Source organism: Photobacterium sp. R1, assembly GCF_054600795.1.
This window is the reverse complement of record NZ_BAAHZP010000007.1, coordinates 223,821-239,424: the sequence shown is the minus strand read 5'-3', so window position 1 is coordinate 239,424 and position 15,604 is coordinate 223,821. Positions and strand designations below refer to the sequence as shown.

The window sequence follows — 15,604 nt, the reverse complement described above, 5'->3', positions numbered from 1 at the left end:
TTAAATAAAACGGAATATATTGATTCCGTTTTATTTTTTTTATTTGTGTATCATGACTTTAAAAGGAATTGAGATGAAAAAACGAATTGCAACACTCATTGCATTGACATCATTTTCGGTGAATGCATCTGTTCAATCCGGTGTAATATCCGGGTATATCCCATATTCACATGAGCAAAAAGAAATTATTATTTTCCAATTGAATAATAATGTTGCTCAGGGATGTAATACAACAGGCCGGTTTGCAATGGACAGTACATCACCGAGATATCCGGCGACATTATCTGCGGTTCTTGCTGCTTATCATTCGAAATCACCCATCAGAGTGAATTACCTGGATACATGTAATGCATGGGGAAATTCAGCCGATGTGGACTATATCTGTGTGGGTGATGTGGCCTGCTAGACGCTGTGATTGAGCAGACAGTGTTCAGTAAATAAGCTTATTGAGCTTTTGTCAGAATGGAATAACAGATGCAGATACACCGATTCCCATACCTCACTGTCATTCTGTGCATTTTGACATTTGTCGTGTCTTTAGCGGTGAACTATACAATTTCAGGCACTCTCATCGGAAAGATAAAAGTGCCTGATTTGGAACCCTTTGGTGGTTATACGCTTGAGCATCTTGTCAATTTTGAATTATGGCGGCTATTCGCATCACAGCTGATTCATGTGAAGCAGTTTCATATGTTTTACAATGTGCTCTCACTGTTTGCGTTAGGTTGTTTACTTGAATCGCGGGTGGGACGTTTTGTTTTGGCACTCGTTTGGTTTCTGGGGGGATCTGCAGGTACGTTTGTCAGCACGTTGACGGTACCAGCTCCCTGGAATCTTGGAACTGGCGGTTCTCAGGGGATCTTGGCCCTCGCAGCTGTTGGAACAGTGCTGTATGCGTCGGGTCAGCTGAGACATAAAATGACGGCTTTCGTGCTGGGTCTGGTGATTTTCCCGGCATTTGTTTTAGATATAATCTACGCAGAAAATCACCTCCCAAAACTGGGACATGTTGTCAGTTTCGTTTCGGGACTGATGATTGCCGCCATTTATGTCCGAAAACCTCCAGTGAAGTGAACGAAACGCCAGGCACTCTGAGATTGCGTAAAACTGGTGTAACCGGTTGAGAGAAATCTGTTTTGCTCATTGCTATGAAGGCAGGAAATGCATGTTATTTGCTGACAACTTGATGAAAACCTTGATTGCCTTGTTCATTCTCAGTTGCTCAATAGACGCATTCCCGGAAGTGAAGGCGTGCCGGATCAGCGGATTCAATTCGGACAGCTGGAGGCAATGTTCTCCGATATTTCAGAGAAAACGGATTGGGATATCTCTGGCGACATGTTGTGGGGATATTATTTTACACATCATGAACCATCCGGCCTTGAGAGGGCGAAGGATGCTCTCGCTGCAAAAGGATATCGTTTCGTTGGCATTTATCTTTCTGAGAAAGGAGAACCGAGCGAGCCGGATTTGTTTTGGCTTCATGTTGAGAAAGTAGAAACGCATACCCCCGAGAGTTTGCTTCAGCGTAACCATGAGTTTTACCGGTTCGCCAGTGATTTTGGTCTCGACTCATATGACGGTATGGACGTTGGGCCTGCCGGGAAATAGCGTGTTCAACCTGCCAGAGCCTGACAGGTAAAACACATGGCTTAAATCTGGGCTACGGAAAGGATCATTCATGACATGTGCGGTGCTCAGGAGGCAGAAAGTGCAATGATGATGTATCAGGCTAGTTTGCAGCATCGTCGTTCCGAGGCTGTAGATAATAAGCAACAGGCTCATTCTGAAATGTTCAAATCACGTTCACTATACTTGATGTGACTTGTGGGACGGCGACCTGGCAGGTCACGCGCATCGTTTAGTGTGGTGAGTTAATACGATTGGACTGCCTGAAAAGTCATGGAAGCCATGGATAAATCGCGGTGGATGACGGTCGTGATTCACGCTGTATGCCGGATCTTATTGTGATACTTCCTGCAGCAAGCTTGCGTATCCATATCTTATCCGCAGAGGAGTCGGAGACGATGATTAAGTTTGTGATGTGTATTACCAGACATCCAGAGATGACCCGGGAGGCATTCAGGGATTACTGGATGAATCAGCATGGTCCGTTCTTTATGAAAAATGCTGATGCGATGGGCGCCAAACGATACGTGCAATCACATTTGTTAGAGACACCACTCAATGAGATGCTCAGAGATTCCAGAGGGATGCGGCCTGAGTACGACGGGGTTGCCGAGGTTTGGTTTGAGTCGATTGACGCGCTGATGGCGGGGATGAGTTCACCCGAAGGCCAGAAGTTAAGTGCGGCTTTGCTTGAAGATGAGAAAAACTTCATTGACCATGATAAATCTTCAGCATTTATTGTTGAAGAACACGAATTCTGAGCCATCGGTTTGACATGCAGCGGATGCTTCAGGGGCGATTTCCGCTGCATTTGAATTCCTGGCGTGTTTTTGTGAATCACGTTGAGCCGATAAGGAAACGAACGTCCATTTCTTTCAGTTACTTTTTCCATCAATAAGGACATTGATGAAAATTATCTGCATGCTGACTGCAATACTTGGCCCGACTGCCTGTGCCGGTTCAAATCCCAACCCGGGTGAGCGTACTGTGGATGTCGCTTGGGAAAAGTATGATTACGAGACGGTGTTTGAAGTGTTAAAACCGGTAGCAGAACGCGGTGAACCCTGGGCACAACTTCGTATGGGAGTTGCTTATGAACTGGGTTCAGGTGTAGAGAAAGATATACCGGTTGCGATTCAGCGGTATGAAAAAGTTGCGGCTCAGGAGTCTGAAGGAGAGTGGGTGAACAGCTTGCAAGTTGGGGCCATGGGGAAACTGGGGTACTTTAATCAAAATAGTGACGCACTGTTCGCTAAATTTTAGTTGGCGAATATTTATCTCCGTGGTGATGGTATTCCTTCCAATCCCGTGAAAGCGCTTACTTTGGCGCAGTATGTTTCAGATAAAGCCCAAGGACGGAGTATTTTCTATTGCTGTGAATTCTCTGGTGGCTGGTACATCAGTAGTACTGTTATTGCTGAGACGCTGAGCAAAGGCCATGCAATGAACAGAATTTGTGCTACGCCATGCCGCTGTCAGGATTGAATACTGCGGCGAAATAGCGCTGGTAATATTTGTGACATCTGCAATATCAGCTTAATTTGATGAAACAGGACGTGAAATGACACAGAACGAAGTGACGATTCGACCGGCAAGACTCAGTGAATTAGATGAGCTGTATCATTTAGTGACTTCAGATGAAGCTTGGACACAGTTTAACGGGCCATATTTTCCTTATACCACGCCATCCTTCACTGAATTTGCCCAAAGTACCTTTTCACGCATGTGCGAGGGAAAGACCATGCAGTTAATTGCAATGAGTGGTAGGCCTGTCGGTTCTGTCAGTTATTATTGGGAATGTGAATTGACGCGCTGGCTGGAAATGGGTGTGATCATTTATCAATCTGATGACTGGGGAAAAGGATTGGCTGCTCTGGCTTTACCTCAATGGATCAGCCATTTGTTTTCAGCGCTTGAAATTGAACGGGTCGGCCTGACAACCTGGTCCGGAAATCCCCGGATGATGGCTTGTGCTGAAAAGCTTGGGTTTCAGCAAGAAGCGAGACTGCGTAAAGTGCGTTACTTCCAGGGGGAATATTATGATTCTGTGAAGTATGGTGTGCTTCGAAGTGAATGGGAACAGCGTGGCTCGTGTGTCTCTTTTGAAAGTTAGTCAATGAACTATTTTATGTTTTTCCAGCAGGTGACCACGTCTTTGCCCGGAAGGAAGAGACAGGGTCACATGCTGTTGTTCACTCGGAGACAATGATTGGCAGACTACTGCTCGTCTGACGGTAAATAGCGATGCCAGTTATCGTTCACCACCTCAAAATTTTCGACGCAGAATTCTTTCCGGTCTTTCAGGTAATCCTTTTCGACTTCGTCCAGTAAATACTGAAATTTTTCCGGGTTGCTGCCATAGACTAAGCAAAGTGTTGAGAAATAACGCTGTAAGTCAAAACTATGCTCATCAATATACTCACCAAAATCATAGTAATCGGGGCGATCCGCCGACTCGAATGCGAACATGTCTGCGGCGCTGATAGCAATTTCATCACCGTCATCGACATAGTTCAGCAAAATGATTGTCGCAAAATTATCGACGGCGTCCTCTTCTTTACCCAGTACCGGGATCTGCTTGTCCTCAATATAGGCATGTCCCACTTCATGCAGCAGGGTATGCAACAGTGTATCCAGTGCACCTTCTTGTGCAGATTTTCCGTATTTCTTCTCGTACTTATTTTCAGAAAAATAGCTGCGGGACTCTGTATAAAAATCATAGGGAATATAAATCGTATGATTTTCCGGGTTGTATAAAGGCCCTTCATCTTTGCCGTAGACAATATTCAATGTTTTTTCGAATGGAAAAAAGTGATCGGAAAGTTCGGTCAGCGTCTGGTTCACATGACTGGTCTTGATTTCACTGGCCGCTTGTTTTTCATCTCGTGTTTGCGGTGGCTGCAGTTCGATATGAATGTTTTCTTTTGCAATCACTTGCGTGGTACATAAGCAGGCCAGTACTGCGGCAACGGGGAGTTTCACGCTTTTTCCTTATTGATATCGGAGAAGTTATCCCAGAACACAAACCGTTTGGTGTTCTGATTCTGACAGGGGCAGGCGCCAGATTTTTCCCGAATTTAGTTCAAAAAGCAATCAGAGCCTGCCAGTCTGTTGCGTGGTTTATTCCGCATTCTCATGATCTTCGCCAGTTTGTGTGATGCAATGTTTCGCCAGGGCCTGATATTGATTCTGCATCGTGCTGACAAAGTCGTCGGCATCCTGGAAATGTGCGATGGGTTCGCCAATCACGACATCACAATTGAAGGGCACGAACATTGCGGTGCCTCTGGGCAGGGAGCGGCCCAGTCCACGCATGACCACAGGTGTGACCGGGCAATGCTCATGGTCTTTCACCAGATGGTAGATGCCTTTCTTCAGTCCGCTCATGATTTCCGGTTCGCCCCGGCTGCCTTCGGGGAAGATGATCAGAATTTCACCGCGTTCCAGTGCCTGATGGCATTCCTGTAAAACCGCTTCACGCTGGCTGGGGGAGGGAGAGCGGCGCAGCGGGATAATGCCAATGACATTCAGTGACAGCCAGGCTACCAACTTGTTTGCCAGAAAATAGTCCGCCGCGGCAACCGGGCGGACTTTGTGGATGATTGAAATCGGGAACAGGGCCAGCAGAACCAGTGTGTCCAGATGGCTGTTATGGTTGGCTGCGACAACAACCGGACCGTCTGCCGGCAGGTTCTGCCGTTGAATGATATTCAGCCCTAAGCCCACAAACACAAGGGGCTTTACAATGAAAAAAACGAACAACACCTTGAGTAAGTGAGCCATAGCTTCCTCAGTAATAGAGATAGTAGATGTAATGGAAGAACAGCGGTGCTGTGAACATCAGGCTGTCGATGCGATCCAGAATGCCGCCGTGTCCCGGAATGAACTGGCTGGTGTCTTTGATTTGCAGATCTCGTTTTACAGAAGAAATCACCAGATCACCGATAAATCCGCTGAGCGCAATGATCATCCCGGCCACCAGTCCCTGGAACGAAGTCAGGGGAGTCAGATATGGTGCAACAAAGTAAGAAGCCAGAATCACGGTAGCGCTGCCGCCGAGAAAACCTTCCCAGGTTTTGTTCGGGCTGACTTTGGGCACAATTTTGTGTTTGCCGAAGGATTTCCCCCAGACATACTGACAAACATCGTTGAACTGCGTAAAGACCAGCAGGAACAGCAGCATCCCCATTGAACCGGCATCCGGATTTTTACTCGGCAGGACCAGCAGATAAGCCATGTGGCTGATACAGAATACGGTCAGCATCATCGCCCAGTGAATGATCCCAGCCGAGCGGATAAAGCCTTTGGTATCTCCGATGAGGACCATCATCATCGGCAGGTACAGGAAGACATAGACCGGAATAAAAATAATGAACATGCCGTACCAGCCAATGGACAGCCAGTAGTACTGAAACGGTATCGACAAATATGCCCAGAAAATCACCCGGCGGTCGGTCATTCGGGTCGGCACGATTGAGAGAAACTCTTTCAGTGCCATGAAGCTGAGAAAACCGACAAAAAACAGGGTGTAGGTGAGGGGCAGATAGAGCACCAAGAAGACGATGCCAATCATCCACCACCAGGATCGGATACGGAGTTTGAGTTCCAGATAATCCCGGTCCGGATGGGCGCGGGATTTCCATAAATACACCAGCGTGCCCAGGACCAGCACGCCAAGAATGGCGATCATCAGATGCAGCGAATGCGGAGGAATACTAGTCATGATGCGTGTCTCCGGTCATTTCAGCGCGGTGCTCACTGGCTTTAAAGTGATAGATGCCTGCCAGACGGCGCCAGGTGGTGATCACGGTGCCGATGAGCATCACTGCCAGTGCGGCATCGAGCGTATAGCCAAGGATATCCGGCAGCCAGTCAAAGATACGGCTGATAAACAGCAGAATGAAACTGCCCGTGAGCAGTGCCATCCGGTGTTGTTTGGCCATCGGGCCACGGAAATCGGCCGGGCAACCCATGCTGACACCTAAGACACGGACGTAGGCGGTCAGTACTGCAATCAGAGCGCTGCTCCAGGCCAGCGTCATCCCGAAATCTGAATGGGTTGCGAATCCGGCTGCAATGATAAACAGCGGATCGGCAATGCGGTCCGGTACATCATTAAACAGTTCTCCGGCGGGTGTTTTTTTGCCGCCTTCAACAGCGACCATGCCATCGAACAGATTGCACAGCAGACGAAGCTGAATACAGGCAGCCGCCAGCAGTAAAAGCACAGCGTTGGATGCGTCCTGATACCAGAGCAGGGCGGCGAACCCGATCACGGCAAAACCAATACTCATGAGTGAAATTTGATTCGGCGTGATGTTTTTACGGCTTAACCACACCGCAATACGTTTGGTCAGTGCGACGTCCCGGACCGCTAACGGACGACGGTTCGCTTCGGATTCAGGCTGATTTTTGAGATTCATAAATCCATCATAATTGTAAAAGTTTCAATTGCCTGGAAATGAACTCAGCCAAATGCAGAATCATGGCGGTACATCCCGGCGGAAGCGCTGTGAGCCTCACAAAGAAACGTATGGCTCGGATTTTGAGAGTAAGAGAACAACATAAATTAACCGGATTGAATATCAAGCGATTGAGTAAGCTTTTTTGATCTGGTTTCAAGAGGAAGTGATCCCCAGGCAGAAAAAATTTCCGCAACCTTTTGTTTCATTATGAAAAGGATACTGACAAAAACGAGAAAAAAAACGCCGTATCTTTTCCTGTTTTCCCCTGTTCATTTTCTGCATGATTGCGCCCCTATTCAGCAAACGGAGCTTTGTCATTGAATTGCCCATGGAAGCGCAGTGGATAGACATCAAAATAAACAGGGCAATGAAAAATGAAAAAAATTATTCCTTTCGCAGTGTTTGCAGTTTGTGTGTCTTCTTTTTCTGCACAGGCAGAAACTTATATCGGGGCAAGTCTCGGTCAGACAAAAATCAACAGCGTTGATATCAGCGGCAATATTCTCGGAATGTCGGGCTCTCAGTCGTACGATGCAGATGAAAGCATGGTGAGCGGCAGCCTGTTCGCCGGTTATAACTTCAATTCGTATATTGGGGTAGAAGTGACGGTTGGTGGTATTGACGCGCTTGAAGAGGAAACCCTCACCGTTGACCGCATGGCCTATTTCGCGGTTCAGCCGAAACTGTCACTGCCGCTGACCGAGCAGTTTGCTGTGTTTGCAAAAGCAGGCCTTGCGCACTTCAGTGCCGATTTTACGGCATCAAACAGCGTGTATGGTTATTCTGGCTATACAACGGTTTCCACCAGTGACACGACACTGATGTTTGGTCTGGGTGCTGAATATGCTTTCAATGAGCATCTGAAAGTCCGTGCGAACTGGGATTATCTGAAGCCGGAACTGGAGGTGCTGAATGTTGCCGGTGCATCACTGTCAGTTGAGCCTGAGTTTCAGCAATTGTCTTTGGGCTTAAGCTACCATTTCTGATCATCGGTTAAGAGCCCCCATACCCATTGGGGGCTTTTTGCTTTATGATGCATTCCCCTTGAGTATCTCTGGCTGAGAATGTTGTGAGTGAAGCGAATCTCAGAAGGTTGAACCAACTCCTTTCCAAATATCAATATCGGACGGTCTATTCTGTTGTCGTTGAAGAATTAGAGGCCGTGCTGTCCACGTCAAGACGCAATACGTCGACCATCATGAGCAAGCTGTGCGAAGCCGGCTGGATCGACTGGTTCCCTTCTGTCGGAAGAAGCAAAGCAAGTACACTCATGGTGAAAGTGTCGTTGCAGGAGGCGATTTGCAGCGTTCTGCAACCGGAAATTGCGAGTGGTCACTTTGGCTCTGTGTCTAAGTTATTGTCGCTCTATGGCGCTACAGCCGTGCGGGCGTTATCCCAGGTGACCGAGAAACAGAACGCCTGGAATGAAGCCAATAACCAGCTGCTCATTACACGTTATCCCTGGGTTGATACGATTGATCCGGCAAAAACCTACCGGATTGCTGAACTGCAAGTCATCAAAAGTGTGTATGACACCTTACTGATTCAGGATCAGCAGGGCAGACTGCTGCCGGGGATTGCTCACGCCTGGGAGACTGAAGACAACGACGTGACGCTGTGGATCCGCAGAAATATCAGACGCCATGACGGTGAATTCCTGACGGTTGAGGATGTGATTGCCAGCCTTGAACGCCTGGTGATTGAAAGCGGACCCGTGAGTTATCTGTTCAGCCAGATTGCATCAATCAGCCAGTTATCTGCCCACAGTCTGCGTATTCGGCTGAAAGCCCAAAACCCGCTCTTTCTTCATGCACTCGCGGTGCCTCATGCGTCGATCGTGACCCGGGATGTCAGGCATTATGGCGATAGCCGTCAGGCGTTTGTTGGAACAGGACCATTCTGTATCGAAGCCTGGGACGACGACAAGCTGGTGCTGAATATACACCCGGCTTACTTCCGCCAATCTGCACTGCTTGACCGGATTACACTCAGTCATCAGGGAGGAGAGCTCAGCGAATACTTGGGGCAGCAAAGTCAGGATGATGGGATCAAAGAAACCTATACGCTGCAGTCCTTTTCTTATCTGACGGCACGCTTTCGCAAAGATGCCGAGATTCTGCCTGAAGATCTGGAGCAGCTCATTGATTATATTGCTGCGAAAAGAAATGTTGTTGATGGCGGCAATGTCGTCTCCGGACTGTCGTTTTCAGCGCCATCAGATTCAGCACCGCCTGCAGACCTCAAGCTGGAAGGAAAACTGATTCTGACCGAACCTCGCTGGACGATTCCCCATTTAGCGCAGCTGGCACAATGGCTGCACGGTGTGATCAGAGAGACCGGGCTGGAGCTGGAAGTGATTGAGCTGACAGATATCAGCAATCCGTCTCTGATGAAAGACCGGGCTGATGTACTGTTTCTGGAAGAAGTAATGGAGCTTCCTCATAAATATGGGGTGTATGAGTGGATGCTGGCTTCTTCAGGTTTACGCTTTTTGTATGCTGAACCTGAATCCTGGCGTCAGCATCAGCGGCTGGTGGATGAGGCGGTGTCGCTGCAATCACCTGCTGACGCGTTCGTGAAAATTGAGCAGGACTTGCTGGCGTCACGCCAGTATCTGCCGCTTTTCTTCGGCAAAGAAGAGATCCTGAACGTCTGTCAGGTCAGGGGGATTCAGGTGACGAAAACCGGCTACAGTGATTTTCACAAACTCTGGATTGACGGCGAGTAGACAGGCGAGTCACCAAAGCAAGCGACCGCGTCTGCGACAGGGAAAATCAACACGCTCCAATCAGGGGAACGAATCCCCTGATTCAGAATGCTGTCTGATGCATTATTGTTGCGCGATGCGATAAGTCCGGTATCCGCCAACCAGGTTTTTCGTTGTGTATCCCCGGTGATTCAGCTGACGGCAAGCGACGTTGCCGCGCAGTCCAACCTGACAGTAAACCAGAATTTCTTTGTCCTTCGGCAGTTCATCCATACGCTCGCGCAGGCTGTCGACCGGAATATTGACGGCACCCGGAATTGCTCCCTGAGCGTCCAGTTCTCCCGGATTACGCACATCGAGCAGAATCTGGTGTTCACTGATTTCACCCAGCTCGTGATAATGCACGGGAGTGATGTCACCGCTTCGGATGTTGCAGGCAACAAAGGCAGCCTGATTAATCACATCTTTCGCGGAACCGTAGGGTGGCGCATAACACAGTTCGACATGCTGCAGTTGTTCCACGGTCATTCCGGCACGCTGTGCCACCGCCAGAACATCGATGCGCTTATCAATTCCGTCTTTGCCGACAGCCTGAGCCCCCAGAATTTTTCCGCTGTCCGGGGCATAAATCAGTTTCAGGGAAACCGCTTCCGCCCCCGGATAGTAACCGGCGTGGCTGGCAGTGTGCACATATACCTTTTCATAGGGAATATTTGCATGCTTCAGGCGTTTTTCATTCATGCCGGTGGAGGCAATGGCCAGATCGAAAACCTTACAAATGGCTGTGCCCTGAGTGTTCTGGTAGTGCTCTTCTTTGCCGAAGATGACATCGGCAACCATGCGTCCCTGACGGTTCGCAGGCCCTGCAAGTGGAACCAGCATCGGTTCACCCGTCACAAAATCAAGCGTCTCAATGGCATCACCCACGGCAAAAATGGCCGGATCGCTGGTCCGCATCTGATCATCGACCTGAATACCGCCCCGCGGGCCAAGTGTCAGTCCTGCAGCGCTGGCCAGAGTGGTTTCCGGGCGGACACCGACGGCCATGATCAGCAAGTCAGTCTGCAAGGTCTCACCGGTACTGAGCGTGAGCTGTAAGTGTCCAAGCAGGTGCTGGTCGCTGTCATCTTCACCCGCATCGACACTGGCGACAGGCTCCCGGCCGTTATATTCCACGGCAGTCAGCGCGGTGCCCAGCCGGAGATCCACACCTTTTTCACGAATTTCCTGATGCACAAATCCGGCCATTTCAGGGTCGGTCGGTGTCATCACCTGATCGGCTAATTCCAGTAGTGTGGTTTTGATGCCACGCTGATGCAGTGCTTCCATCATTTCCAGGCCGATGAACCCGCCACCGACGACCGTTGCGTGTTCAGCCTTGTTCATTTCAATGGTGTGGATGATGTGATCCATATCCGGGATATTCCGCAGGGAGTGTGTCAGCGGGTTTGGCAGTCCCGGGATGTCCGGAATGATGGGAGCGGCCCCCGGGCTGAGGATCAGGTGGTCATAAGGCTCTTCATAGGTTTCGCCCGAGACACCATTTCTGACTGTGACGGATTTGCCGGATGTGTTGATCGCGATGACTTCGCTCATCACACGTACATCGACATTGAAGCGGCTGTTGAAGCTTTCTGGTGTCTGTAACAACAGCTTGCTGCGCTCAGGTATGTCTCCGCCGATATGATAGGGCAGGCCGCAGTTGGCGAATGAGATATAGGGGCCACGCTCAAACATGATGATTTGCGCATCTTCGCTTAAACGTCTTGCACGGGCAGCTGCGGAAGCGCCGCCTGCGACGCCGCCAATAATTACGATTTTCGTCATTAAAATTCCACCATTTAATTTTCTTGAATGCTTAAACTTTAAAAAACTGTCTCTGAAACGCCCACACCCTGATGGCCGTCACGCTGACTGGAGGCTGTAAGTTGCCATCGGGGCTGATAAATGAATGCCCCTGAATGTCATTGTCCGGCATGACGCTGCGAAAGACTGATCACAGGGAGGCCCGCTTCCTGCCAGGCCAAGATACCGCCCGCCAGAGAATAAACATGTGTAAACCCCATCCGGCGTAACGATTCTGCAGCAAGCGCTGAACGTGCGCCGGATCGGCAGTACAGGTACACCGGTTGCTGAGACATCACTTGTAACGGCTCCGGGTGATGTGCGACAGACGGGTGATTCTCCAGCTGCATTTCCAGTACCCCCCGTGACATATGGACTGCACCCGGCAGTATACCGCTCTCTGTCTCATGATGTTCTCTCACATCAATCAAAATGATGTCGTTGTCCATTAATACCGCAAGTTCATGGCAGCTGATTTCACGGATACTTTCTTTGGCTTGCTCAGCAAGTTTACGTCCGTTCACAAGCATAGTCTGACTCCTTTTCAATCAGAGCGTGGAAGCAGGGAATAAAGCGGGCAGGGACTGGTACAAAATGAAACCTGCCATCAGAATCAGGAACACAGAAAAAGCACTTTTGATTTTCTGCTGGGGTAACCGGCCGGACAGGCGCTGACCTGTAAGGCTGCCGGCAATACCGATAGCTGCCATGATGGCGATGATCTGCCAGTTCAGTTCAGTATGGCTTTCAGCTAGCACTTGCTGATATTTCAGGAATCCGACGAAAGAATTCATCACAATGATCACCAGGCTGGTGGCAACCGCTGTCCGCATCGTCAGGCCGCTCAGTAAAACCAGGGCGGGAACAATCAGGAAGCCGCCTCCGACACCGACAAAGCCCGTCAGAACACCCACGAGTAACCCCTGAAAACCGGTCAGCCAGTATGAGCGCTGAGGTCGTGTTTCAGGTTCGGTTTTGGCCGGTCTGAACATGCGCCAGGCGGCTGCCAGCATGATCGTTGCAAAGACCGTCATTTGAATGATGCCGGAGGTATAGCTGGCGAACCAGGCGCCAAGGTAAGTCCCGGCCATCCCGGGTAAACCAAACAGCCAGACCAGCGGCCAGTGAACCAGACGCTGTCTGATGCCGGAGAAAGAAGACACAGAGCTGATCAGGCCGACAATCAGCAGGGCACTGGCGATGGCCTGTTTCTCTGTCTGCCCTAAACCATAGGCCAACACAGGCACTGTAAGAATTGAACCGCCGGAGCCCAGGACACCTAAACTTAATCCGATGGCAACTGAACCAAACAAAATGGTGATCATGGTTACCTCAAAAACTTGCTTTGTTAAATCGTATGTGTGTAATATACGATATAAAGAAAAGAATGCAAAGGGAGATTTACCATGAATGCGTTAATCAAAGCCTTTTATCACGAGAGTACAAGCACCATCAGCTACGTTGTTTATGACAGGCAAGGCGGGCATGCAGCAATCATTGATAGCGTGCTCGATTTTGCAGAGAACTCTGGCAAGGTCTGGACTGCGTTTGCAGACGAGCAGATTGCTTTTGTTCGAGACAATGATCTGACGGTGGACTGGATTCTGGAAACACACGCTCATGCTGATCATTTATCGGCTGCGCATTACTTACGCCGGCATCTGAACAGCAAGATTGGTGTCGGGGAAGGCATTACCAAAGTACAAAAGACCTTTAAACTGATTTTCAATGTAGATGATGCTGAGTTAGCAGCAAATGGCGACGTGTTCGATCATTTATTTCAAGACAATGAATCGTTTCAGATTGGTGCACTTCAGGGGCAGGTACTGATGACCCCCGGGCATACCAATGACAGCGTGACTTATCTGATTGAAGGCAATGCGTTTGTCGGGGATACCTTATTTATGCCCGACAGCGGCACCGCGCGCTGTGATTTTCCCGGTGGTGATGCCGGTGTGCTGTACGACAGTGTGAACCGTCTGCATCAGCTGCCGCCTGAGACGCGGCTTTGGATGTGTCATGACTATCAGCCGGGAGGACGCGAATTGGCGTATGAGACGACGGTCGCTGAGAGTTTCCGTACCAATATACATATCCATGACGGAACAGAAAAAGCGGCGTTTATTGCTGTTCGTGAAAACAGGGACAAGACACTGGATGTTCCCCGGCTTCTGTATCCCTCGGTTCAGGTGAATATCCGTGGGGGTCAGATGCCGGCGGCTGAAAGTAACGAGCAAGCCTATATCAAAATTCCATTGTCAGTCAGTGCTTCGCTGAAATAGCAGCTGATGTGTATTGATCATCGAATGAAAGAGACAGAGAGGAAATTATGACGGAATTTACGCCCTGGAGTGCGCTGATTGGCGGTTTTGTGCTGGGAGGTTCAGCTTTGATGCTGCTGTTACTGAACGGCCGTATTGCCGGGATATCCGGGATTGTCAGTGGCGCAATGCAGGTCAGTGATCCGAATGCGAAATGGCGCTGGATGTTTATTCTTGGCCTGATTCTTGGCCCGCTTCTGGCTGCGCCTTTTGGACTGGTGTTGCCGGAACATATCGATGCTAGCTGGTCTGTAATTCTCATCGGAGGATTGCTCGTCGGCGCAGGCACCCGAATTGGCTCGGGATGTACCAGTGGCCATGGCATCTGTGGGATCGGCCGGTTGTCGCCCCGGTCTGTTGTGGCAACTCTCACCTTTATGGCCGTGGCGATTGTTGTGGTTTTTGTGGTTCGTCACCTGATCGGAGTTTAATGTTATGCAACTTTTCATCGCCTTAATTGCAGGTCTGCTGTTTGGAGCAGGTCTGACGGTTTCACAGATGGTTAATCCGGATAAAGTGCTGAACTTTTTGGATATAACCGGACAGTGGGATCCCAGTTTAATTCTCGTCATGGGCGGCGCATTAGTGGTGTTCGGCCTGGGTTATCAGTTTTTGGTGAAAACACGTTCCACGCCAGTTTTTGGCGGCGAGTTTTTTATTCCTGCCAATAAAGTGATCGATAAACCTCTGGTTATTGGTGCAGTACTTTTTGGTTTGGGGTGGGGGCTTGTGGGCATTTGCCCGGGACCTGCTGTGGCTAATTTACTGAGTGGCAATATAAAAATCTTCGGCTTTGTTGTTGCAATGTTGGCGGGAATGCAGTTTTCTGGCACTATCGACCGTCTCTTAAAATAGTTAAAAATAACATGAAGTAAATACGAGGGCGCGAATGCAAGATTATTCCAAGATGGAGGCGAACGTAGAGCAGGCCGTAGAGCTGCTGAAGGCTATGGGAAATCAGCATAGATTAATGATTCTGTGTGTATTACAGGAAGAGGAACTGTCTGTTTCTCAGCTCAATGAGCGATTTCCGATACCTCAGTCCTCTTTGTCACAGCATCTGGCCTGGCTGCGCCGTGCAGGGTTTGTGAAAACCCGTCGGGAAGCACAGACCATTTATTATCGTCTGGATAATGTGGCTGTTATAGATATTATTTCTATGCTGCACAAACACTATTGTAAAGAGTAATCGCATCACCGTTGCAAACACACAACCTGGACAGAAAATGTCCAGGTTGATCTTTTGTTTCCCTTCTCATTTCTGGTCAAAATGACCTTCCTCCCAGATTTTTCAAGATCGAAATCAAATATTTCATAAATGCAGGTTGTGGTTTGTGCTACACCTTATTAACTTGCTACCTGACCGAACGCCTTACCTTTCTCTGGTAAGAGATGAAAACGCAGGATAGTTGCTTGCTTTTTCATCAGAATGACCGAAAAACTATCGTATCAGGAGTACGATTAATGATATTACACCCTGGATCCCTGAATCTGGCGACCTTGCCGGACAGGATATCTATACCTGCTTTTTCTCGTCAGAGAACCATAACCTGCAGTTGTGCATCCTTTTTGCCGCAATTTACCTCTCTGCGAGCTGCATTTCGTCCTTTGTTTTTTAGTCGCTTGAGCCAGTTTGG

At 49.1% G+C, this 15,604-nt stretch carries 19 protein-coding genes; 12 read left to right on the top strand and 7 right to left on the bottom strand.

Annotated elements, in window-relative coordinates; all coding sequences use genetic code 11:
• Window positions 1–73: 73 nt before the first annotated feature.
• The 6 genes from ACYP03_RS13890 (at window position 74) to ACYP03_RS13865 (ending at window position 3,742) form a co-directional block, all read left to right on the top strand.
• Entirely contained in the window at window positions 74–406 is a 333-nt protein-coding gene (locus ACYP03_RS13890; protein ID WP_330959355.1) for a hypothetical protein, read from the top strand.
• A gap of 68 nt (window positions 407–474) precedes the next feature.
• Window positions 475–1,074, top strand: a complete 600-nt coding sequence (locus tag ACYP03_RS13885) for a rhomboid family intramembrane serine protease (protein ID WP_459780452.1) — start codon at window positions 475–477, stop codon at window positions 1,072–1,074.
• Window positions 1,075–1,251: 177 nt separating this feature from the next.
• Window positions 1,252–1,611, top strand: coding sequence for a ribonuclease E inhibitor RraB (locus ACYP03_RS13880; RefSeq protein WP_459780451.1), 360 nt, complete (start codon window positions 1,252–1,254; stop codon window positions 1,609–1,611).
• Between the two features lie 314 nt (window positions 1,612–1,925).
• Window positions 1,926–2,390 (top strand): EthD domain-containing protein, encoded by a 465-nt coding sequence (locus ACYP03_RS13875; protein ID WP_459780449.1) that lies wholly within the window; start codon window positions 1,926–1,928, stop codon window positions 2,388–2,390.
• 145 nt (window positions 2,391–2,535) lie between these two features.
• Window positions 2,536–2,892, top strand: coding sequence for a hypothetical protein (locus tag ACYP03_RS13870; protein ID WP_459780447.1), 357 nt, complete (start codon window positions 2,536–2,538; stop codon window positions 2,890–2,892).
• Between the two features lie 298 nt (window positions 2,893–3,190).
• Entirely contained in the window at window positions 3,191–3,742 is a 552-nt protein-coding gene (locus tag ACYP03_RS13865) for a GNAT family N-acetyltransferase (protein ID WP_459780445.1), read from the top strand.
• A gap of 104 nt (window positions 3,743–3,846) precedes the next feature.
• Here the strand turns inward: ACYP03_RS13865 and ACYP03_RS13860 are convergent, their stop codons facing one another.
• The 4 genes from ACYP03_RS13860 to ACYP03_RS13845 all read right to left on the bottom strand — a co-directional run bounded on the left by ACYP03_RS13860 (window position 3,847) and on the right by ACYP03_RS13845 (window position 7,052).
• Entirely contained in the window at window positions 3,847–4,611 is a 765-nt protein-coding gene (locus ACYP03_RS13860; protein WP_248140499.1) for a DUF4344 domain-containing metallopeptidase, read from the bottom strand.
• A 138-nt stretch (window positions 4,612–4,749) separates the two neighbouring features.
• Entirely contained in the window at window positions 4,750–5,412 is a 663-nt protein-coding gene (locus tag ACYP03_RS13855; protein ID WP_248140498.1) for a lysophospholipid acyltransferase family protein, read from the bottom strand.
• Window positions 5,413–5,419: 7 nt separating this feature from the next.
• Window positions 5,420–6,352, bottom strand: a complete 933-nt coding sequence (locus ACYP03_RS13850; protein ID WP_459780443.1) for a phosphatidate cytidylyltransferase — start codon at window positions 6,350–6,352, stop codon at window positions 5,420–5,422.
• Window positions 6,345–7,052 (bottom strand): CDP-alcohol phosphatidyltransferase family protein, encoded by a 708-nt coding sequence (locus tag ACYP03_RS13845; protein ID WP_248140496.1) that lies wholly within the window; start codon window positions 7,050–7,052, stop codon window positions 6,345–6,347. Before ACYP03_RS13845 ends, ACYP03_RS13850 begins: the two co-directional genes overlap by 8 nt.
• 416 nt (window positions 7,053–7,468) lie before the next feature.
• On the opposite strand from ACYP03_RS13845, the gene ACYP03_RS13840 reads away from it, so the two are divergent.
• Both ACYP03_RS13840 and ACYP03_RS13835 read left to right on the top strand, forming a co-directional pair.
• Entirely contained in the window at window positions 7,469–8,080 is a 612-nt protein-coding gene (locus ACYP03_RS13840; RefSeq protein WP_330959363.1) for an outer membrane beta-barrel protein, read from the top strand.
• Between the two features lie 83 nt (window positions 8,081–8,163).
• Entirely contained in the window at window positions 8,164–9,822 is a 1,659-nt protein-coding gene (locus ACYP03_RS13835) for an ABC transporter substrate-binding protein (protein WP_459780440.1), read from the top strand.
• Window positions 9,823–9,924: 102 nt separating this feature from the next.
• Here ACYP03_RS13835 and ACYP03_RS13830 read toward each other — a convergent pair whose 3' ends face one another.
• From ACYP03_RS13830 to ACYP03_RS13820, 3 genes are all read right to left on the bottom strand, one after another.
• A complete protein-coding gene (locus tag ACYP03_RS13830; RefSeq protein ID WP_459780438.1) occupies window positions 9,925–11,628 on the bottom strand; it encodes an FAD-dependent oxidoreductase in 1,704 nt (567 codons plus the stop codon).
• A gap of 137 nt (window positions 11,629–11,765) precedes the next feature.
• Window positions 11,766–12,176: a rhodanese-like domain-containing protein gene (locus ACYP03_RS13825; protein ID WP_459780436.1), complete on the bottom strand. Its 411-nt coding sequence runs from the start codon at window positions 12,174–12,176 to the stop codon at window positions 11,766–11,768.
• A gap of 18 nt (window positions 12,177–12,194) precedes the next feature.
• Window positions 12,195–12,971, bottom strand: a complete 777-nt coding sequence (locus ACYP03_RS13820; RefSeq protein ID WP_330959367.1) for a sulfite exporter TauE/SafE family protein — start codon at window positions 12,969–12,971, stop codon at window positions 12,195–12,197.
• An 81-nt stretch (window positions 12,972–13,052) separates the two neighbouring features.
• Between ACYP03_RS13820 and ACYP03_RS13815 the strand changes: the two genes are divergently transcribed.
• Genes ACYP03_RS13815 through ACYP03_RS13800 form a run of 4 tightly spaced genes read left to right on the top strand, consistent with a single transcriptional unit; the run spans window position 13,053 to window position 15,156 of the window.
• Window positions 13,053–13,928: an MBL fold metallo-hydrolase gene (locus ACYP03_RS13815; protein WP_459780434.1), complete on the top strand. Its 876-nt coding sequence runs from the start codon at window positions 13,053–13,055 to the stop codon at window positions 13,926–13,928.
• A 47-nt stretch (window positions 13,929–13,975) separates the two neighbouring features.
• On the top strand, window positions 13,976–14,398 hold the full coding sequence (locus tag ACYP03_RS13810) for a YeeE/YedE family protein (protein WP_248140489.1): 423 nt from the start codon (window positions 13,976–13,978) through the stop codon (window positions 14,396–14,398).
• 4 nt (window positions 14,399–14,402) lie between these two features.
• Window positions 14,403–14,822, top strand: coding sequence for a YeeE/YedE family protein (locus ACYP03_RS13805; protein ID WP_248140488.1), 420 nt, complete (start codon window positions 14,403–14,405; stop codon window positions 14,820–14,822).
• Between the two features lie 34 nt (window positions 14,823–14,856).
• Window positions 14,857–15,156 carry an ArsR/SmtB family transcription factor gene (locus tag ACYP03_RS13800; protein WP_248140487.1) on the top strand — a complete coding sequence of 100 codons (300 nt, stop codon included), beginning with the start codon at window positions 14,857–14,859 and terminating at the stop codon, window positions 15,154–15,156.
• The last annotated feature ends 448 nt before the right edge of the window (window positions 15,157–15,604 follow it).